General features: G+C 45.3%; 20 protein-coding genes. 17 read left to right on the top strand and 3 right to left on the bottom strand.

What is annotated here, in order from left to right; translation table 11 throughout:
* The first annotated feature begins 173 nt into the window (after positions 1–173).
* Positions 174–872: a DNA-3-methyladenine glycosylase I gene (locus ABXT70_RS07590; RefSeq protein ID WP_443639887.1), complete on the top strand. Its 699-nt coding sequence runs from the start codon at positions 174–176 to the stop codon at positions 870–872.
* 114 nt (positions 873–986) lie between these two features.
* On the opposite strand, the gene folD is transcribed toward ABXT70_RS07590, so the two are convergent.
* Entirely contained in the window at positions 987–1,868 is an 882-nt protein-coding gene (folD, locus tag ABXT70_RS07585; protein ID WP_443639886.1) for a bifunctional methylenetetrahydrofolate dehydrogenase/methenyltetrahydrofolate cyclohydrolase FolD, read from the bottom strand.
* 388 nt (positions 1,869–2,256) lie between these two features.
* Between folD and ABXT70_RS07580 the strand changes: the two genes are divergently transcribed.
* The 7 genes from ABXT70_RS07580 to ABXT70_RS07550 all read left to right on the top strand — a co-directional run bounded on the left by ABXT70_RS07580 (position 2,257) and on the right by ABXT70_RS07550 (position 8,779).
* A complete protein-coding gene (locus ABXT70_RS07580) occupies positions 2,257–2,955 on the top strand; it encodes a corrinoid protein (protein WP_443639885.1) in 699 nt (232 codons plus the stop codon).
* A gap of 29 nt (positions 2,956–2,984) precedes the next feature.
* The gene (locus ABXT70_RS07575) at positions 2,985–3,611 is read left to right on the top strand and encodes a DUF1638 domain-containing protein (protein WP_443639884.1); all 627 of its coding nucleotides are present in this window, start codon (positions 2,985–2,987) and stop codon (positions 3,609–3,611) included.
* Complete coding sequence (locus ABXT70_RS07570; protein ID WP_443639883.1) at positions 3,599–3,895, top strand: virulence factor; 297 nt, start codon at positions 3,599–3,601, stop codon at positions 3,893–3,895. Before ABXT70_RS07575 ends, ABXT70_RS07570 begins: the two co-directional genes overlap by 13 nt.
* Positions 3,896–3,939: 44 nt before the next feature.
* On the top strand, positions 3,940–4,881 hold the full coding sequence (locus tag ABXT70_RS07565; RefSeq protein WP_443639882.1) for a hypothetical protein: 942 nt from the start codon (positions 3,940–3,942) through the stop codon (positions 4,879–4,881).
* 56 nt (positions 4,882–4,937) lie between these two features.
* The gene (locus ABXT70_RS07560; protein ID WP_443639881.1) at positions 4,938–5,840 is read left to right on the top strand and encodes a dihydropteroate synthase; all 903 of its coding nucleotides are present in this window, start codon (positions 4,938–4,940) and stop codon (positions 5,838–5,840) included.
* A gap of 126 nt (positions 5,841–5,966) precedes the next feature.
* Positions 5,967–7,997, top strand: coding sequence for an ASKHA domain-containing protein (locus ABXT70_RS07555; RefSeq protein ID WP_443639880.1), 2,031 nt, complete (start codon positions 5,967–5,969; stop codon positions 7,995–7,997).
* An 8-nt stretch (positions 7,998–8,005) separates the two neighbouring features.
* Positions 8,006–8,779, top strand: coding sequence for a site-2 protease family protein (locus tag ABXT70_RS07550; protein WP_443639879.1), 774 nt, complete (start codon positions 8,006–8,008; stop codon positions 8,777–8,779).
* Positions 8,780–8,793: 14 nt separating this feature from the next.
* On the opposite strand, the gene ABXT70_RS07545 is transcribed toward ABXT70_RS07550, so the two are convergent.
* Both ABXT70_RS07545 and ABXT70_RS07540 read right to left on the bottom strand, forming a co-directional pair.
* Positions 8,794–9,885, bottom strand: coding sequence for a GlxA family transcriptional regulator (locus tag ABXT70_RS07545; protein ID WP_443639878.1), 1,092 nt, complete (start codon positions 9,883–9,885; stop codon positions 8,794–8,796).
* A 172-nt stretch (positions 9,886–10,057) separates the two neighbouring features.
* A complete protein-coding gene (locus ABXT70_RS07540) occupies positions 10,058–10,963 on the bottom strand; it encodes a LysR family transcriptional regulator (RefSeq protein ID WP_443639877.1) in 906 nt (301 codons plus the stop codon).
* A gap of 102 nt (positions 10,964–11,065) precedes the next feature.
* Between ABXT70_RS07540 and leuC the strand changes: the two genes are divergently transcribed.
* The 9 genes from leuC to trpA all read left to right on the top strand — a co-directional run bounded on the left by leuC (position 11,066) and on the right by trpA (position 21,053).
* Positions 11,066–12,487 (top strand): 3-isopropylmalate dehydratase large subunit, encoded by a 1,422-nt coding sequence (leuC, locus tag ABXT70_RS07535; RefSeq protein ID WP_443639876.1) that lies wholly within the window; start codon positions 11,066–11,068, stop codon positions 12,485–12,487.
* A 24-nt stretch (positions 12,488–12,511) separates the two neighbouring features.
* Positions 12,512–13,150 (top strand): 3-isopropylmalate dehydratase small subunit, encoded by a 639-nt coding sequence (gene leuD / locus ABXT70_RS07530; RefSeq protein ID WP_443639875.1) that lies wholly within the window; start codon positions 12,512–12,514, stop codon positions 13,148–13,150.
* Positions 13,151–13,190: 40 nt separating this feature from the next.
* On the top strand, positions 13,191–14,273 hold the full coding sequence (gene leuB, locus ABXT70_RS07525) for a 3-isopropylmalate dehydrogenase (RefSeq protein ID WP_443639874.1): 1,083 nt from the start codon (positions 13,191–13,193) through the stop codon (positions 14,271–14,273).
* A 59-nt stretch (positions 14,274–14,332) separates the two neighbouring features.
* The gene (gene asd / locus ABXT70_RS07520) at positions 14,333–15,445 is read left to right on the top strand and encodes an aspartate-semialdehyde dehydrogenase (protein ID WP_443639873.1); all 1,113 of its coding nucleotides are present in this window, start codon (positions 14,333–14,335) and stop codon (positions 15,443–15,445) included.
* 95 nt (positions 15,446–15,540) lie between these two features.
* Complete coding sequence (locus tag ABXT70_RS07515) at positions 15,541–17,394, top strand: FimV/HubP family polar landmark protein (RefSeq protein WP_443639872.1); 1,854 nt, start codon at positions 15,541–15,543, stop codon at positions 17,392–17,394.
* A gap of 6 nt (positions 17,395–17,400) precedes the next feature.
* On the top strand, positions 17,401–18,252 hold the full coding sequence (truA, locus tag ABXT70_RS07510; RefSeq protein ID WP_443639871.1) for a tRNA pseudouridine(38-40) synthase TruA: 852 nt from the start codon (positions 17,401–17,403) through the stop codon (positions 18,250–18,252).
* A 104-nt stretch (positions 18,253–18,356) separates the two neighbouring features.
* On the top strand, positions 18,357–18,995 hold the full coding sequence (locus tag ABXT70_RS07505) for a phosphoribosylanthranilate isomerase (protein ID WP_443639870.1): 639 nt from the start codon (positions 18,357–18,359) through the stop codon (positions 18,993–18,995).
* A 34-nt stretch (positions 18,996–19,029) separates the two neighbouring features.
* Positions 19,030–20,232, top strand: coding sequence for a tryptophan synthase subunit beta (gene trpB, locus ABXT70_RS07500; RefSeq protein ID WP_443639869.1), 1,203 nt, complete (start codon positions 19,030–19,032; stop codon positions 20,230–20,232).
* Positions 20,233–20,243: 11 nt separating this feature from the next.
* Positions 20,244–21,053 carry a tryptophan synthase subunit alpha gene (gene trpA, locus ABXT70_RS07495; RefSeq protein ID WP_443639868.1) on the top strand — a complete coding sequence of 270 codons (810 nt, stop codon included), beginning with the start codon at positions 20,244–20,246 and terminating at the stop codon, positions 21,051–21,053.
* Positions 21,054–21,061 lie beyond the last annotated feature (8 nt).

The raw sequence follows: 21,061 nt of genomic DNA, 5'->3' as shown, positions 1-21,061 counted from the left end.
AGGCCTTTTTTTGTGGATACCGTTTGGAATGTGTTAGATTTCTTTGCCCTTATGCATCTTTCTCTGACAGTTTATAGGCCTAATGTCTAAGCCTGTTTTTGGGATTGAAGCGAAGCAATGCAAAGCTGACTTAGTTATAATGTTTCACACGAAGTTAAATAGAGAGGTAATTCATGGTGGATTTCCAGCCCATTCTTAACCGGGCTTTGCAGCGCAAGGGTGGAGAGCGAGGGTTAGAGGTTCGGATTGCAGAACCCTTGTCCAAAGCAGTGTTTGCATCCCAAGCTGACCATCGGTTTTTATCCATGATGACCAAAGTGGTATTTCAGGCTGGATCTATATGGCGGGTCATAGAGAATAAATGGCCCAATTTTGAAACAGTTTTTTTTGGTTTTGATACGCAAAAGATAGTTCTTCTCAGCCCTGAGCAATTAGAAACATTTGGTCGTGACAAACGTATTGTACGTCATATGACGAAAATACTGACCGTACCGCAAAATGCTGCTTATATTAATGACCAAAGTCATCAATTTGGCAGTTATGCAGCCTTTTTGCAACAGTGGCCAGAAGATGATTTGGTGGGACTGTATCGGCATCTAAAGCTTGCTGGTTGCCGCTTGGGAGGTATGAGTGGACCTCGCATGTTGCGCCAAATGGGTCTGGATACATTTATGCTTAGTGCTGATGTGGTGACATGCTTACAAGGTGCAGGGCTAGACGTTGCCAATCAACCTTCAAATAAAAGCGACTTAACTAAGGTACAAGGTTGCTTTAACGATTGGCGTCAACAAACTGGGTTTTCCTTCAACCGTTTAAGCCGGATTTGTGCCAGTTCTGTAGGACAGAACTACGTTCCTGATACTCGTCATTAATAAGTGATAAGCAATAAAAAAGGTCTCAATTGAGGCCTTTTTTATTGGGTTACTTTGTCGCTTCGCTCCTCACAACAACTGCTATGTGTCTTTGTGGGCGAAGCAATCAAGCAGTTATGCAGTTGGCAAATCAACGTTGTTATGGCGGCAGGTAGCAACCATTGTGTTATACAGCAAACATGCAATAGTCATTGGGCCAACACCGCCTGGCACAGGGGTGATTGCGCCAGCTACTTTTTCTGCACTTTCAAAATGGACGTCACCCACTAGCTTGGTTTTGCCATCAGCGGTTTCAATACGATTGATGCCCACGTCAATTACAGTTGCACCTGGTTTGATCCAGTCACCTTTAACAAGCTCAGGAACACCTACAGCTGCAACAACGATGTCTGCTTCACGCACAACAGCTTCGATGTTCTTGGTGCGAGAGTGGGCAACGGTTACGGTACAGCTTTGCTGAAGCAAAAGGTTAAACATTGGCTTTCCAACGATGTTAGAACGGCCTACAACAACAGCGTTCATGCCTGTTAGATCACCATGGTAATCTTGCAGCATCATAAGGCTACCAAGAGGGGTGCATGGAATCATGCCTTCGCCACCAGTAGACAACATACCGACGTTAATTGGGTGAAACCCATCGACGTCTTTGGCGGGGTCAATAGCCTCAAGAACCTTAGCTGAGTCAATGTGCTTGGGTAATGGCAGTTGGACCAAAATGCCATTGATGGCCGGGTCGTTGTTCATGTCATTAATCAGATTAAGCAAAAACGCTTCCGATGTGGTGTCTTCTAGTTTGTGTTCAATAGATGTGATGCCACATTCCTTGGCTTGCTTGCCCTTGCTGCGCACGTAAACTTGGCTGGCAGGGTCTTCCCCTACTAGCACAACGGCTAAGCCGGGAACGATGTTGTGGTCTGCTTTCATAGAAGAAATTTGACCGGTCATTTTTTCACGTAGTTTAGCAGCGTACTGCTTGCCGTCGATAAGGTGTGCCATTATGGGATAGCTCATTTTAGTAATAGAAAACAGCCCAATTGGGAGCTGCTCGATAATAGACTTGCTAATTCGACGAGCATTTTATCTTAATTTCGATCAGCATGTTAGGTCATCTTGTTATTAGTGGGCGGTGATGATGTGAATGTGTTTGTTGCTTGACTTGAATATGATTCAGGCTGCATGGGTAAAACTCACGTAACGCAAGGGTTTGCTAGTGGTATGATAGATCCTTAGTGTCTAGTCTAAAGATGCATAATCGGTCGCGTTTCGATAATGCTTTGTCGTAGGCAAGTTAGCTCAAAATCACCATCCTAGATAATCTAGCGCCCTGATATTGCCATTCTTTGAAGCCTCAATGTAATGCCACTTTCCTGTAGGAGAAGAATCTATGTCCGATGACCAGTATGAAGAAGACCTCGATCTGAATAGTCTTAGTGACGAAGACCTTACGGTACAGATGCATGACGACCTCTATGATGGTATGGAAGATGAAATTGCAGAGGGTACAGAAATCTTGCTGGGTCGTGGTTGGATGCCAGACAGAGTGCTAAACGACGCCCTTGTGGGTGGGATGAACATTGTAGGTATTGATTTCCGTGATGGTATTTTGTTTGTGCCAGAAGTGCTAATGGCCGCCAATGCAATGAAAGCAGGCATGAAAATACTACGCCCGTTACTTGCTGAAACGGGAGCGCTGCCTGTAGGTAAAGCCGTTATTGGCACAGTTAAAGGCGATATCCACGATATTGGCAAGAACCTTGTTGCCATGATGTGGGAAGGTGCTGGCTTTGAAGTAATCGATCTTGGCATCAACTGCCCTGTAGACAAGTACTTAGCAGCTTTAGAAGAACATAAACCAGATATTCTTGGCATGTCTGCGCTACTGACCACTACTATGCCTTACATGAAAGTTGTTATCGACACCATGAAAGAACAGGGTATCCGTGACGATTTCATAGTTCTTGTTGGTGGTGCACCACTTAACGAAGAGTTTGGTGATGCTGTTGGTGCAGATGCGTATTGTCGCGATGCTGCAGTCGCTGTAGAAACAGCGAAGAAGTTCATTGCTGCAAAGCGTGCGGCTTAGCACGGCTTAGTTAAGGTATAGGGGAACCCATGCAACCTGCAAGTCTCCTCGTCATTACCTGTGGCGCCATTGCTCGAGAAGTGATGGCGGTTGCCAAGAGTAGTGGCTGGAAACATTTAAAAGTGACACAGATACCGGCTGAATTACATAATAGGCCAGACCAAATTCCTGCGGCTGTTGAAGAACGGTTGGCAGCCTATGCAGGGGATTACGACCACGTGTTTGCAGCTTTTGGTGATTGTGGCACTGGAGGCCAACTTGATAAGGTGTTGGATAGGTACAATATTCAACGTTTATCAGGTTCTCACTGTTATGAATTTTATAGTGGTAGTGAAAACTTTGCCGCCATGGCGGAGCAGGAAATAGGTTCCTTTTACCTAACTGACTACCTCGCCAAACATTTTGAGCAGCTCATTATGGAAGGTATGGGTTTAAATAAACACCCTAAACTTATTGAACTGATGTTTGCTCATTATACAAAATTAGTTTACCTAGTTCAGGAACCGGATAGGCAACTTGATCATTTTGCCGAAGCGGCTGCAGAAAAACTGGGTTTAAAGTATGAGCGAGTGGAAACAGGTTATGGCCAAATGGCCGAAGAACTGAGCGCTCATTACAGTAACTACACTGAACAGGTAATCAAATGGCAAAACTAACCATCGTTATGTGGCGCGACATTCCCGCCCAAGTCATTGTTAAACAAGGTCGTACTAGCGCCAAACGGCCACTAGAAGAACGTTTTGAAAAGGCTGTGGATAAAGCTGCCATGCGCTCTGGTCTTTATGGTAGTGATGGCTACTTGTCAGAGTGGCGTCGTGATACCACGACCTGTGGAGACGATTTGGAAGCTGTATTAGAAGCTACTGTGAAGCAGATACAGACTGACTATACAGATGAGCGCTTAGCTGTATTAGTTGCTGCTGGCGGTATTGCTGAATAATTGGCTGCCAAGCACGCTTTATTTCCTTTTTTGGAGAAGTACCCATGGCGCTAAATGCCGCTGCAGAAAAACAAGCTATTATCGACTTGATGCAAAAAACTACCGTAGAAGTCACTCCAGGGGGCGCTGCTAAAGTTGCTGACTTTAGAGACTTGTTACGGTTAGGCTGTACTGTATACGTTACCTTTTTGCCAGGTTCAGACTTTACAGACACCGTGGCTACGGTCCGTCGTCTTAAAGATGAAGGCTTTAACCCAGTACCACATTTTGCTGCTCGTTCTATACCTTCTGCCAAGTTCTTGGAAGAAAATCTTGCCTCACTACAAGGTGAAACAGGTGTCACTGAAGGTTTGTTGATTGGTGGAGGTGTAAACACACCGGTTGGAGAGTTTGGTTCATCGATAGAAGTACTTCAAACGGGTCTGTTTGAAAAGTACGGTATTTTGAAGATGGGTTTAGCAGGGCACCCAGAAGGTAGCCCCGACATCAGCCCAGATAATTGCGCTCTAGCTATTAAAGAAAAGAACGATTTTGCTAAACAAACGGACATGAGTTTATATCTAGCCACACAGTTTGTGTTTGAAGCAGAACCGATTTTTGTTTGGGAACGCAATATTCGTGCTGCTGGTAACGAATTACCTATTCACATTGGTGTGCCAGGCCTTGCAACCATTAAGACGCTTATGCGTCATGCGGCCCATTGTGGTGTGGGCGCATCTGTACGTTTCTTAACTCGTAATCCTATGAATATGGTGAAGTTAGGCCTTAAAGACTCATTCTTGGGCAAGTATGTTAATGCTCCTTCCTCAGAGCCAAGTGAGTTGATGCGCGATTTAGTCAAGGGTATTCATAACGACCCAGATTGTTTGATTGCCCAATGTCACTTGTACCCATTAGGTGGCTTAAAGAAATCTGCTGCTTGGATGTACCAAGTGCAAGATGGCTATTTTGAACTGAACGGCAAAAGTTTCACCGTTAACTCTTAATTTATTTTTTGGGCCAGATTACTGGTCTTTATTAGACACTAAAGCAGGAATTATACATGACTGATACTATTATCAGCTCCGCTACCAAAGAAGTTGTGATTGGTTTTGATCGTCCTTTTGCAGTAATTGGTGAACGTATTAACCCAACTGGCCGGAAGTTGTTGGCTGAAGAGATGAAGAATGGTGACTTTAGCCGTGTAGAAGCTGACGCTTTAGCACAGGTTGCTGCTGGCGCCACCATTTTGGACATTAACGCTGGTATTCCACTAGCAGACGAACCGGCTATTTTGGCCAAAACCATTCAATTGGTTCAGTCTTTGGTTGATGTGCCATTATGTATTGATTCATCCATTATTGAGGCTTTAGAAGCTGGTCTTGCGGTATACAAAGGTAAAGCCTTGTTGAACTCAGTAACGGGTGAAGACGAGTCTTTGGACCGGGTATTACCCTTAGTTAAGAAGTACGGTGCAGCAGTGGTTGCTATCTCAAACGATGAGACAGGTATTTCCCAAGACATCAATGTGCGTTTTGAAGTGGCTAAAAAAATTGTTCAGAGGGCAGCCGATTATGGCATTCCAGCATCAGATGTTGTGGTAGATCCATTGGTAATGCCAGTGGGTGCAATTAATACTTCTGGCCGTCAGGTGATGGAGCTGGTGCACCGACTGCGTAAAGAGCTTAAAGTGAATACGACCTGTGGTGCTTCTAATTTTAGCTTTGGTTTGCCTAACCGTAATGGCGTCAACTGTGCGTTTATTGCTTGCGCTGTTGCCTCAGGCATGACTTCTGCTATCATCAACCCTATGCACCCAGAAGTAATGCTAGGTGTACGTGGTGGTAACCTAATGATGGGCCACGATCCAGAGTGTAAAGATTGGATTAAAGCCTACCGTGATCCAAATGCAGTAGGTGTTGGCGCTCGCGGTGGCCGGGCTGGTGGCCGTCGTCGTAGCGCATAGGTTGGTATTGGTGCGTGATAGATAACTAAAGGGGCCTTAGGGGCCCTTTTTTGTGCAAAATTAAAACATTAATTATGTGGGGTTAATTTTTACCTAGCCCCGTCATAAAAATATTGAGATGGCCCTATGAGTCAAACTAATACCGATGATGCTTTAGTAGTATTTACTCCCTCTGGTAAGCGTGGACGTTTCCCTGTGGGTACGCCTTTGTTACAAGCGGCTCGTTATCTTAATGTTGATATAGACTCTGTGTGCGGTGCTAGGGGCATTTGTGGCCGTTGCCAAATCTTTGTAAGTGAAGGTGAATTTGCCAAGTTTGGAATTACCTCTAGTGCAGATAGCTTAGAACCCATTACAGCGCCAGAACTCAAGTTCGCCGAACGCCGAGAGCTTAAGCCTGGTCGTCGTTTAAGCTGCCACACCAAGGTGCTTAATGACATCGTAGTGGATGTGCCAGCAGAGAGCCAAGTGCATCACCAAATGGTGCGTAAAGACGCAGAGCACCACGATATTGATATCAACCCGCTAGTACGCCTGTACTACGTAGAAGTGCAAGAACCAGACATGCATGATCCGTCAGGTGACTTAAGGCGCTTGCTGAACGCTCTAGAAGCCGATTGGCAGTTGCTTAATCTGTCATATGATGTAGCGCTATTGGCTACTATACAACCCATTTTAAGGGCAGGAAAATGGGGTGTAACTGTTGCTGTACGCCAAGGTGAACAAATCGTTGCCCTTTGGCCTGGTCTAAAAGACACTATTTACGGAGTTGCTGTAGACGTGGGTTCCACTACTATTGCTGCTCATTTGTGTAACTTATCTAGTGGTGAAGTAGTGGCCAGTTCAGGAGTTATGAACCCACAGATTCGTTTTGGTGAAGACCTTATGAGTCGTGTGTCTTATGTGATGATGAACCCAGGCGGCGAAGTCGACATGACTAATGCCGTGCGAGAAGCTATTAATGGCTTAGTGACAGACCTTGTGAAGCAGGCTGAATGCGAAAAGACGGATTTATTAGAAATTACGTTTGTTGCTAACCCAATCATGCACCACCTATTATTGGGCATTAACCCAGTAGAACTTGGAGGCGCACCGTTTGCTTTAGCCACAGACATGGCTGTAAACACCTTGGCTCGTGATATAGACGTACAACTTAACCCACAGGCTCGTGCCTACTTGTTGCCGTGTATAGCTGGCCACGTAGGTGCAGACACCGCAGGTATGGTATTAGCAGAAGAGCCCTACAATCACGATGAAATGACCCTGTTGGTAGATGTGGGCACCAATGCTGAGATTGTATTGGGTAACCGCCATCGTCTGGTTGCCTGCTCAAGTCCAACGGGTCCAGCGTTTGAAGGTGCTCAAATTAGTTGTGGCCAACGTGCTGCCGCTGGTGCCATCGAACGTATTCGTATTGATCCGGTAACCTTGGAACCTCGTTTCCAGGTTATCAGCTGTGAATTGTGGTCTGATGAAGCAGGTTTTGACGAAGCTACAGCAAAAACAGGTATTACTGGCATTTGTGGTTCTGGTATTATTGAAGTTGTGGCAGAAATGTATTTATCTGGCGTTATCACCCAAGACGGCGTTGTAGATGGTAACCTAGCTGCCATTAATCCTCGCATTCAGCCAGACGGCCGCACCTTTTCATACGAAATTATGCCATCCACAGAAACTCGTGGTGCTGTTAAAATCATGCAAAATGACATCCGTGCTATACAGTTAGCTAAATCTGCGTTGTATGCTGGTGTGAAGTTGTTGATGCAATATCAGCAGATAAATAAGGTGGATCGTATTCGTTTCGCTGGCGCTTTTGGCAGCCACATTGATGTAAAGTACGCCATGGTTTTAGGTTTGATTCCAGATTGCGCTTTAGATGAAGTGTCTTCTGCAGGTAATGCAGCGGGCACCGGCGCTCGCATCGCTTTACTTAATGCAGAATCACGAGCAGAAATTGAACAAGTAGTGCGTAACATTGAAAAAATAGAAACTGCGGTAGAGCCAAACTTCCAACAGTTATTTATAGATGCCATGGCATTTCCTAATAAGGTAGATGCGTTTCCAGAGTTGGAAAAAGTAGTGACCTTGCCACCGATTAAGGAAGCTAAAGCTGAAACTGAAGGGGGTGAAAAGAAACGCCGCCGTCGTAAGGGATAACTAGAAGCATGCAAACTACCAATCGTGCACGTATGGGGGTGATGATAGGCATCGCCCTAAAGCTATTTAAGAGCGTTAAAGTTTTTAAGGCGGCTCTTGTGGCTATGGCGCTGTCTGGCTGGACCATTATGCTCAGCTTTGAATTTGCAGTGACCTTGTTGGCTATTTTAATGTTCCATGAATACGGTCATATTCGTGCCATGAAACGTTTTGGCATCCCCACAAAGGGCATTTACATCATTCCGTTTGTTGGTGGTGTTGCAGTAGGTGACAGCCCCAAAACTCATTGGCAGGAACTATATATTGCCATGATGGGGCCTGTTTTTGGCTTAGCCATGAGTGTGGCATTTTTTATAGGCTTCGTTATTACAGACAACCACTTTATAGGCCTAGTTGCCTCTGTCAGTGCGTTGGTTAATCTGGTCAACCTGTTGCCAATCTATCCGTTGGATGGTGGCCGCGTAGTGAAAGCCCTGGTTTATTCAGGTCGTAGTCGATTCATCTACGTAGGCTTGGTGGTGATTTCTGGGTTGCTGATTGGCTATAGTTTTACCCACGGATTCGCCCTAATTGGCTTCTTTGGCATTATGGGGTTGGTTGATTTGTTAGCCGACTGGAATAGCTTCGATCAGGACCCAAAGCTAAAACTCAACCTGTATGGCATTGTATTTAGCTTAATCTGGTATCTGCTCACAGCAGCAGCACTGATCGGCATGATGGTTTGGATCGCTGCCTTAGAGTTACCAGGCAGTGAGCTTGCCATAGCTATTCTTAACGCTTGAACTTTATTGGCTAGCTATTGATCTGGCAAGTCATTTGGGAGATTGGTGTTCATAGTGCCATCGAAATCTTCTCTAAAACCTTCTTCGGTACCATTAATCAATTGTTCTTTAACACTTTCTTCAGCGGCACGAACACTTTGACCAGGTGAGAAACGACGACGTTCTTCCCTTGGTGGAATGCCAAAAAAGTCTCGGTAACACTTAGAAAAGTGGGGTGCAGACACAAAACCACAAGCTAAAGACACATCAATGATAGATAGGTTGGTTTGTAATAAAAGCTGACGAGCGCGGTTAAGGCGCAATTCTAAATAATAACGCGATGGCACGCACTTTAGGTGCTTTTGGAACAAACGCTCTAGCTGGCGACGAGAGACGCCTACATACTGTGCCAAATCGTCCAAACTAATGGTTTCTTCTAAATTTGCCTCCATCAGTGCCACGGCTTCAATCAGCTTAGGCTGGCTATTACCTAGGTGCAAACGCAGTGGAATACGTTGTGTATCGTGGTGGTCACGTATACGTTCCATAATGAACATTTCAGAAACGGCGGCTGCCAGTTCTGGGCCATGATGGTGGCTAACAAACTGCAACATCATATCTAAAGAGGAATTACCACCAGAACAGGTAAAACGATCACGGTCGATGGCAAATAAATTAGATGACATCAATACGTTAGGAAACTCTTCGCGCATACTGGCTAGGTTCTCCCAGTGAATCGTAGATTTGTAGCCATCTAACAAACCAGCTGCGGCTAATAAGTAACTGCCTGTGCAGGTAGACCCAATCTTGACTTTAGCATTAGCTGCCTTACGTAAATACGCTAAGGTGCCTTTATCATAGGCCCGATCTATGTAGGTGCCACCACAAACGATTAGTGCTTCTAAGCCATTTAAGTTGAGGTCATTAATGTGGATGGTAGGTGTCACTTCAAAACCAACACTGGCTGTAACGGGAGCACCGTCCATTGAGACAACTTCCCATTCATATAAGTCTTGCTTGCTGATGTAGTTAGCTCCACGTAGGCTAGCGACTGCAGACGAGAAGGTCACCATAGAATAATTAGGGATTTGCAAAAAAGCGTAGCGAATAGGTTTTTTTTCGGACATGGCTGCCTCTTTATTATTTTAAATGGGCTAACGAAAAGCAATATAGTAAGACTATTATCCCTAATAGAATTCGTCGCATTCTAAACTACGTTTGCTCTGTTGGGAACAAAATAATCACCTGTTGGAGAATATTTTTAGAGCAAAGTAGCCAAGCATTATTTGTCGTGAATAACTAGCGAGTTAAAGGGGTTTGCAGCAACTCTATAAATGCCTCAGCAGCATTAGATAAGCTTCGTTGTTGGTGCCATACACACCCTAATTTTCTAACAACAGGTTTAGATAGTGTATCGATTACCTTTATCTTTGAATTTATCAATGTTTGGGGCAGAATGCTCCAGCCCATTCCAATGCTTACCATCATCCTAATGGTATCTAAATTGTTGGTTGACATGGCTACATTAAGAGCAAGGCTCTGGGCTGCAAAGTCTTGTTCTACAATACGCCGTGTAAAAGTGTTGGTTTTGCTCAATAGTGCAGGAAAACTGCTTAATTGAGATAAGTTAACAGAGGCCTGTCGACAAAGAGGATGCTCTGGCGCTGCCACAAATTGCATTGTATCTTGCCAAATGGCTTGCTGCTGCAACTGAGGGTGAGGTTCTGGGTTAAGAGTAATAATGCCTAGCTGCCATCGACCTTGTAACACACCTTCGTAAATAACCTCAGACTCAGCAAACTGAATATCAAGCTCCACTTGAGGGTAGAGTGCTATAAATTTACCTAGAGGCTCTGGTAAGCGGTGTAAGCTAATGTGATGGCTGGTGGCAATGCGCAGACGCCCACCTATGCGGCCAGATAAGTTAGTTAGCTCGTCCGCAGTATTTTCCATGGCTGCTAATATGGACTTGGCTTTGGGCAGTAAGTGCTGGCCAGCAACGGTTAAGGACACATTACGCCCAATACGATCAAATAAACGGGTTTTAAGCTGGCCTTCAAGTTTAACAATACGTTTACTTACAGCAGGTTGGGTGAGGAACAGTTCATCTGCAGCCCGTGAAAACGAACCCTGTTCAGCGACAGCCATAAAGGCCTTTAATGCGAGACTATCCATAGGTGAAGAATACCTATTCGTATCATCCATTGGAATAGCCAAATGGAATAGTAAAGTAAATAAATTGGAATTAGAGTTATTGATATGGGCTAGGTATAATAGTCCTCTACTTACCTACGTTGAGGATTAGAAATGGCTGCCAAAACTCTATATGACAAACTGTGGGACGCCCATCTTGTTAAACAGCAAGACGATGGTAGCTGTCTGATTTATATTGATCGCCATCTTCTGCATGAAGTGACTTCACCCCAGGCCTTTGAGGGCTTGCGTATTGCAGGCCGAAAACCATGGCGCATAGACACTAACTTGGCTACGCCAGATCATAACGTACCTACTACCTTTGACGAACGTGCTATTGGTGTGGAAGGCATTGAAGACCCTGTATCTAAAATTCAAGTAGTTACCTTGGATGATAACTGTGATGAGTTTGGTATTACTGAATTTAAAATGCAAGATGAGCGACAAGGTATTGTGCATGTAGTTGGCCCAGAGCAGGGTGCAACGTTACCAGGCATGACGGTTGTATGCGGCGATTCTCATACCGCCACACACGGTGCTCTGGGTGCATTAGCCCACGGTATTGGAACGTCAGAAGTAGAGCATGTATTGGCCACTCAGTGCCTTATTCAAAAAAAATCCCAGAACATGTTAGTACGTGTGGATGGTGATTTAGGTGAAGGCGTGACTTCTAAAGACGTGGTGTTAGCCATTATTGGTGTCATTGGTACCGCTGGCGGCACTGGCTACGCCATTGAGTTCGGTGGCAAGGTATTTGAAGGCATGTCTATGGAAGGCCGCATGACCGTGTGTAACATGGCTATTGAGGCTGGTGCACGGGTTGGTATGGTGGCGGTAGACCAGACCACCATTGATTACGTTGAAGGCCGCCCTTTTTCTCCAAAGGGTGCTAACTGGGATTTAGCTGTTGCTGCGTGGCAAGACTTACATTCTGATGCGGACGCAGAGTTTGATCATGTGGTGGTTTTAGATGGTGCAGGCATTGCGCCTCAAGTTACATGGGGTACCTCGCCAGAAATGGTGCTTCCCGTGTTTGCCAACGTACCTGACCCTGCTAAAGAAAAAGACGACGTTAAAGCCTCTGGCATTATTCGTGCCCTTGAGTATATGGGCCTAACCGCAGATCAGGCGATTACCGATATTCAGTTAGACCGAGTGTTTATTGGCTCATGTACTAATAGTCGTATTGAAGATTTGCGTGCAGCTGCTGCGGTAGTAGAAGGCCATCAAGTGGCTAAAACCTTAAAACAAGCTTTGGTTGTGCCTGGTTCTGGTTTGGTTAAGGCGCAAGCAGAGGCAGAGGGATTACACACCATTTTTACCAATGCGGGACTTGAATGGCGTGAGCCAGGCTGTTCTATGTGCTTAGCCATGAATGCTGACAAGTTGGGTGCTGGTGAACATTGTGCATCCACTTCTAACCGCAACTTTGAAGGCCGTCAAGGTTTTGGTGGGCGCACTCATTTAGTGAGCCCAGCCATGGCTGCAGCAGCTGCGATTGCTGGTCACTTTGTAGACGTACGCACCTTTAATTGATAACAGATAGCGGAGCAATATAAGATGCAAGCATTTACACAGTTAACAGGCATTACCGCACCTTTGGATAGAGCCAATGTTGACACTGACATGATTATTCCAAAACAGTTTTTAAAATCAATTAAGCGCTCTGGCTTTGGCCCTAATCTATTTGACGAGTTACGTTATTTAGATGAAGGTCAGCCAGATCAAGATGCAAGTAAAAGACCTATTAACCCAGACTTCGTATTGAACTTTCCACGCTACAAAGGAGCAAAGATACTCTTAGCAAAGGATAACTTTGGTTGCGGATCTAGTCGCGAACACGCGCCTTGGGCTTTGTTGGATTTTGGTATCTCTTGTGTCATTGCCCCAAGCTTTGCTGACATTTTTTATAACAACTGTTTTAAGAATGGCATGTTGCCAATTACCCTTTTAAGTGAACAGGTAGATCAGTTGTTTGAAGACACGCAAGCTAACAAAGGGTTTGAATTGACGGTAGATCTTGAAACAGGTGTGATCCGTGGTTCTAGTGCAGGCGATATTGCTTTTTCTATAGATAGTTTTAGACGGCATTGTTTGTTGAATGGTTTAGATGACATTGGTTTAACCTTGGAACAAACCAGCAGTATTAAGCGTTACGAACAAAAACGTCAGCAACAGGCCCCTTGGCTGTTTAACTAAGGCTGTCATTAATAAATAGACATTTTAAAAGGCAATAATAGTGACACACAATATCTTAGTTTTACCAGGTGATGGCATAGGCCCAGAAATTGTAACTGAAGCTGAAAAAGTGCTACAAGCCGCAGATGTTAAGTTTAATTTGGGTTTGAACATTACCAGCGCTTTGGTTGGTGGTAGTGCCATCGATGTAACGGGTGGTCCATTACCTGAGGCCACGCTAGATGCAGCTAAAGCAGCTGATGCTATTTTATTAGGGGCTGTTGGCGGCCCTAAGTGGGATGGCTTGGATATGGCCATTCGCCCCGAAAAAGGCTTGCTGGGTTTACGCTCTAACTTGAAGCTATTTGGTAACTTACGGCCAGCTATTTTATACCCACAGTTGGCGGATGCTTCTAGCTTAAAACCTGAAATTGTATCGGGTTTAGATATCCTTATTGTTCGCGAGCTAACGGGCGGTATTTATTTTGGTCAGCCACGTGGTATTCGTGTTTTAGACAACGGCGAGCGGCAAGGCTACAACACATACGTTTATGCAGAATCAGAGATTCGCCGTATCGGTAAGGTGGCTTTTGAAGCGGCTCGTGCCCGTGGCGGTAAATTGTGCTCCGTAGATAAAGCCAATGTATTGGAAGTAACCGTGCTTTGGCGTGAAATAATCGATGAGATGGCAACAGATTATCCAGATGTGGAGCTAAGTCATATGTATGTTGATAACGCTGCTATGCAGCTGGTACGCGCACCTAAGCAGTTTGATGTGATGGTTACGGGTAACATGTTTGGCGATATATTGTCTGATGCGGCAGCTATGCTTACGGGTTCTATTGGCATGTTGCCTTCTGCCTCTTTAGATGAGGCAGGTAAGGGTATGTATGAACCTTGCCATGGTTCAGCTCCAGATATTGCAGGTCAGGGCAAAGCGAATCCATTGGCGACCATCTTGTCGGCCGCTATGATGTTGCGTTACACCTTAAACGAAGGTGCGGCAGCAGATGCTATTGAGACCGCTGTTAGCGTGGTGTTAGATCAGGGGTTACGTACTGCCGACATAAGCGCCAACGGCATGCAAACAGTGGATACAAAAACCATGGGTGATGCGGTAGTTTCTGCGCTAGTTAACGGTTAATATAGCGGCTTATTAAGAAGCATTAATTTTAGTATTTTTAAGAGAAAAGGTTTAAAGAAATGAAGCGTGTAGGACTGGTAGGTTGGCGCGGCATGGTTGGATCAGTATTGATGCAACGTATGCTGGAAGAAAACGATTTGAAATTAATCGAACCTGTGTTTTTTACCACCTCTCAAGCTGGCCAAGCTGCGCCTGATTTCGGTGTACAAGCGCCAGTATTGCAAGATGCCCACGATATTGACACCCTTAAAACCATGGATATTATAATTTCATGCCAGGGTGGTGACTACACAGATCGCGTTTTTGGACCTTTGCGTAACGCCGGCTGGAAAGGCTACTGGATTGATGCTGCGTCTAGCTTGCGTATGCAAGATGATAGTGTGATTATTCTAGACCCTGTTAATCGTGGCGTCATTGATCAAGCATTGGCCCAAGGTAAAACCGATTTTATTGGTGGCAACTGCACAGTAAGTTTGATGATGATGGCCTTGGGCGGTTTGTTCGCTGGTGATCATATTGAGTGGCTGTCAGCCATGACCTATCAGTCAGCCTCTGGCGGCGGCGCTCGTCACATGCGTGAGCTGTTGAAGCAAATGGGTTACATTAGTGAGTCTGTGTCTAGTGAACTAACTGATCCTGCTTCAGCAATTTTAGAAATTGATCGCAAGGTGTCTTTAGCCATTAACGCTAGTGACAACGACGCTAGCCAGTTTGGTGTACCCTTGGCTGGTAGCTTGATTCCATGGATCGACTCTCAGCTAACCAACGGTCAAAGCCGTGAAGAGTGGAAGGCTCAAGCAGAGACTAACAAAATTCTCGGTCGCACCACTGATATTATTCCAGTAGATGGCTTATGCGTTCGCGTAGGCGCAATGCGTTGTCATAGCCAAGCTTTCACCATCAAAATGAAGCAGAATGTGCCGATGGATGAAATTGAAAATATGCTCGCCAATGCTAATGATTGGGTTAAAGTTGTACCTAATGATCGTGATGTTACTATGGCTGAACTTACTCCAGCTAAGATTACTGGTACCATGACTGTGCCAGTGGGTCGTTTACGGAAGCTCAACATGGGGCCAGAGTATTTGTCTGCCTTTACCGTAGGTGATCAACTTTTATGGGGTGCCGCTGAGCCTTTACGCCGTATGTTGCGAATTTTGCTAGAAGCATAAATATAGCAACCTGTTAAAAAAGGCGCTTAGGCGCCTTTTTTTGTGGGCCCAAGGCTGCGACAATAGCAGATCAAATGGTTGGAGTAGTAGTACACATGATATCTACAAAAAAGAAGCAGGCTTTATGTCTTCTTGGCTTCACAAGTATTTTCTTAAGCGCAAATGCTCAGGCCATTGCCTTAGGACAAATTCAAGTCAATTCGGCGCTGTTACAGCCACTCCAACTGCAAGTTGACTTGATTGAAATAGAAGGCGTTCTGCCAGGCTCGATGGCTGCTAGAATGGCAGGGCCAGCACAATTTCTGGCCGCAGGTTTACCTTATCTAGAATGGTACTCTGAACTAGATGTCAGCATTGTTGATAACGCGGGTAGCTATTTTGTACAGGTTCTGGGACAACAACCTGTCGAACAGTCGCAGCTTGATTTTATTTTTGAAGTGGATTATTTAGGTGGTCGGTTGTTAGCAGAATATGCTGTTATATTGCCTGCATTTTTGGCAACCCAGAAGCCTGACGAACAAACTAACGAGCAGCCTGCTCAAGAGCCACAGATTCTAGTAAAAGCCCTTGATGCAGAAAACGTGCTTGAGGAAACTATAGCTCAGTTGTCAGACTCTCAGAGTGAAATCACTATTGTACAACCTGAAGCAGTGGCTCCAGCCTGGGTAATTGTTAAACCGGGTCAAACCTTATGGCGTATTGCTGATAATAATACTCCCAAAAGCATTAGCCCTTGGCAAACATTGATTAGCCTATACAGGGCAAACCCTGCGGCATTCAAGGATGGTGATATTCGTCAAGTAATGGCTAACAGTCGGTTGCGTTTGCCTACGCCAGAAGAGCTTAGTGCGCGTACTGTCAAACAGGCAAAGGCTGCATATCAGGCTTTAGTTCCTACACTAGTAAAAGTAACACTGAAGAAGCAACCAAAAAAACAGCTTGCAGTAGTTAAACTTGAGCAGCAAATTTCACAAGGCGCTAAATTGCAGCAACAAGTACAAAATCAGCAGGATAAACTTAATGGTTTAGCAAGCCAGTCTGAAGTGCTGCAGGCCGAAGTGCAAGGCTTGCAAGCCGATAACAGTGCAGCACTATCGCAACAAGAGCAGCTTGCTAAAACTAGTAAAAATCTTGCCAAAGGTGTGGCCGTGCAAAAGCAGGATATTAAAAGTCTGCACGAAGAGAGAGCTCAGTTAGAAACCAATATGCTAACTTTAGATCAAAAGTTTGAATCTACCCAAGCTGATCTTAATCAAACGGAACAGGAGCTAGCGAGTGCTCAGCAGGCCCTAGTTACAACACAAGAGAATATAGACTTAGCTGCACAAAGCAAGGTGTTAAATGGCAAAGATGAGCAGATAGCACAGTGGTTAAGTATGGGGCCAATGTTAGCGTTTTTGTTGGTGCCTATTGTATTGGTATTGGGGCTTTTTTGGTGGATTATCAGGCGTGGCCGAAGGGTTTTGCCAGTACAGCAAACCCCACCAGAAATAGCTGATGAGGAACCAATTACCCTTGATCCTTTGGCAGATTACGACACTAAGCCAAGCGCCAAAGCAGCTGATTTGCAACAAGGTGCAAAAAAAATGCAAGGTGGCATGCCAGAGCGTAGTTTTATTGAAGAGTTATTGAGGCAGCAAGAGCAAGATGAAGCCCAATTAACAGGGCAGGGTTTCAACACAGAAATTCAGGATGACCAGGTGCACTTGTCGGCTGATGTAGAGGCCATGTTGACTGGACAAAGGCAAATGCACAATAAGGCTGATGAGCCTGTGGAATATTTGTCTCATGAAGAAGAAATGAATACCAAACTAGATCTGGCGCAAAGCTATCGCGATATGGGAGAGGTGCTGCAGGCCCAAGAAATATTACAAGAAGTGCTCGATCAAGGTAATGCCGAACACCAAGCACAAGCCAGTGCTTTATTGTCTAGCATTAACAAAGTCTAAGTTTATATGACCACACAAGTTAAAGCCGACGCATCTGAATTTTTGGCGTTGGGGCAACAGCGTATCGCTTTGGGTGTTGCGTATAACGGGCGAAATTATCATGGCTGGCAGCGACAGCCACATGGGCATATTACCGTGCAAGAAAAGCTTGAGGATGCCCTTAGCATGGTGGCTAACGAGCCTATCAAGGTGATGTGTGCAGGACGCACAGACGCTGGTGTTCACGCTAGTGCACAGGTGGTACATTTTGATACCTCGGCACAAAGGCCTCTGCGGGCGTGGACCCACGGGGGCAATATGAATTTACCAGATGATGTGGCTATCCAGTGGGCGCATCCGGTGGATGAAAAATTCCATGCGCGTTTTAGCGCCACGGCTCGCCGATATCGCTACGTCATCTTTAACCATCCCATGCGGCCTGCTCTGATGGATAAGGAAGTAAGTTGGAACTATCGCCCCTTGGATATCAGTAAAATGCAACAAGCTGCAGGCTATCTGTTGGGCACCCATGATTTTAGCTCGCTTCGTGCCGCATCTTGTCAGGCTAACAGCCCTATACGTACCATTCACCATTTAAATGTTATAGGCGCAGGTAATTATATTGTATTAGATGTGCGTGCAAATGCATTTTTGCATCATATGATTCGAAATCTTGCGGGTTTACTGATGAAAATTGGTGCCAGTGAAGCCCCACCAGAATGGGCGTTAGAAGTTTTAATGGCTCAGGACAGGCGGGTAAGTGCAGCAACGGCACCACCCTATGGTTTATACTTCGTGGATGCCGAATATGACGACGCTTTTGGTTTGCCACAACAACCTGTGGGGCCGCATTTTTTGGCCCCTTGGATGAATGCCTAAAAGAGTCTCTTAATAAACCCAGATAGTGCTTCACAAGGCTGATTTATCTGCTACCATTGGGCCTCAGCTCTTAGCACTTTATCGATAAATAACTGCGACTCATTGTGACTCAACCTCGGGTAAAAATATGTGGCCTTCGCCAAGCAGACGATGCGGTTTTTGCTGCTCAAGCTGGTGCGGATGCTATAGGGTTGGTGTTTTATCCGCCAAGTCCTAGGGCTGTCGATATTGCTATTGCAGTCGATATTGCACGTGCGTTGCCTCCTTTTGTATCCTGTGTAGGTTTGTTCGTAGATGCTACTGCTGCCGAAATAGATCAAATCCTTTCTCAAGTGCCACTTTCTGTATTACAGTTTCACGGTAAAGAATCAGCGCAGTTTTGTGAGCAATTCCAGCTACCCTGGATTAAAGCTGTGAGAATGCGTCCAGATATCAATTTACACCAGCAAAGACAGTGTTATAGCCGAGCTCAAGGATTGTTGTTAGATGCATATAAATCTGGTGTGCCGGGCGGTACAGGTGATCAATTTGATTGGCATCGTATTCCTACTGATATTGCTGTGGATGTGGTGTTGGCAGGTGGCATTCATATTGATAACGTACAACAGGCGATACAACAAGTTAAACCTTGGGCGATTGACGTCAGTGGTGGGGTTGAAAGCCACAAAGGTGTTAAAGATCGTGCTAAAATTGCTGCTTTTATGGGCCAAGCAAAACCCTATTTATCTTATTTACCTTCGTAATTATTAAACCATGTTGAAATAAAAGGAACCTCTAGTGATTGAAGCAGCAACATTGCCAGACGCGGACGGCCATTTTGGCCCCTATGGTGGACGTTTTGTATCGGAAACCTTATTTGCAGCCCTAGATGAACTTCGTGATACCTACGATCTATTGTGGCAAAGTCCTGCGTTTCAGGCTGAATTTGATTTAGACATGGCGCACTATGTAGGCCGACCATCGCCTCTTTATCATGCCAAACGCTTAACAGATACTTATGGTGGGGCGCAAATCTATCTTAAACGTGAAGACTTGAATCATACGGGTGCACACAAGATTAATAACACCATTGGCCAGGCACTATTGGCAAAGCATATGGGTAAGCCTCGTATTATTGCCGAAACAGGTGCGGGTCAACATGGTGTTGCCAGTGCTACTGTGGCTGCTCGTTTGGGTTTGGAGTGTGTGGTTTATATGGGTGTTGAAGACATTCGACGACAAGCACAAAATGTTTATCGGATGAAGCTTTTAGGCGCAACTGTTGTGGGTGTTACGTCTGGTACCCAAACATTAAAAGATGCCCTTAATGAGGCAATGCGTGATTGGGTAACCAATGTTGATAATACCTATTACATTATTGGCTCTGCTGCGGGCCCACATCCATACCCAAAAATAGTACGGGATTTTCAAAGCATCATGGGCCGTGAAGCGCGTCGCCAAAGCCTTGAACAAACGGGTAGGTTGCCTGATGCTGTTGTTGCCTGCGTAGGTGGAGGTTCAAATGCTATCGGTATGTTCCATCCGTTCCTTGAAGACAAGGAAGTACGCTTAATTGGTGTAGAAGCGGGTGGCAATGGTCTTGAATCAGGCCAGCATGCGGCTCCACTTTCAGCGGGTACTCCAGGGATTTTGCATGGTAATCGTACTTATTTAATGAGTGATGAAAACGGCCAGATTTTGCCTACTCATTCAGTTTCTGCTGGTTTGGATTACCCTGGAGTTGGTCCAGAACACTCATATCTCAAAGACACTGGCCGCGCTGAATATGTGATAGCGACAGATACTGAAGCCTTGGACTCTTTTCGTGAGCTATGCTTGTTAGAAGGGATTATCCCAGCCCTTGAATCAAGCCATGCAGTTGCTTATGCTTGTAAAATGGCTGCTCAAATGCGTCCGGACCAAACGGTTGTTGTTAACCTTTCTGGCCGTGGTGATAAAGACATGCAGACCGTCGCTGATATCGATGGCATTAAAGTTTAAGGAAATAGATCATGAGTCGTATTGCAGCTTGCTTTGACGCACTGAAGGCCCAAGGTCGTCAGGCCTTAATTCCCTATGTTACTGCTGGTGACCCAAACCCACAGGTGACTGTTGGGCTAATGCACCAAATGGTGTCTGTGGGTGCTGACATTATAGAACTAGGGATTCCATTTTCAGATCCCATGGCTGATGGCCCAGTAATTCAGTTGGCCTGTGAAAGGGCCTTGTCTCATAATACCTCGTTGGCTATGATTTTAGACATGGTGGCAGAGTTTAGACAACAAAATGACACCACGCCAGTGGTGTTAATGGGTTATTTAAACACTGTAGAAAAGATGGGCTACGAAACCTTTGTAGCGGCGGCTAAAAAGGTAGCTCTCGATGGTGTTCTACTTGTCGATTTACCACCAGAAGAAGGTGCAGAATTCACTCAGAATTTACATCAAGCAGGCTTAGACGCTATATTCCTCATTACTCCAACCTCCACAGAAGAGCGTATTAAGAAAATATGTGCCATTGGTAGTGGGTATTTGTACTATGTGTCATTAAAGGGTGTAACTGGCGGTGCTATGATTGACACAGATGACGTGGAAGAAAAGCTAGCCTTGGTTAAGCAGCATACGCAATTGCCTTTAGGTGTAGGTTTTGGCATCCGAGATGCAGATTCTGCTGCCCGCGTGGCACAAATAGCTGATGGCGTTGTGGTAGGTAGTGTGTTGGTTAGTGCTCTTGGAGATAATGCCAGCAATCCAGAAAAAGGCTGCGCTCAAGTAGTAGATACTCTATCAGCAATGCGTCAAGCTATGGACACAACTGCGTAATAAATTTA

It is taken from the genome of Candidatus Njordibacter sp. Uisw_039 (assembly GCF_047730075.1).
Lineage (GTDB): Bacteria > Pseudomonadota > Gammaproteobacteria > Pseudomonadales > Balneatricaceae > Njordibacter.
This window is presented reverse-complemented; position numbering and strand designations above follow the sequence as displayed.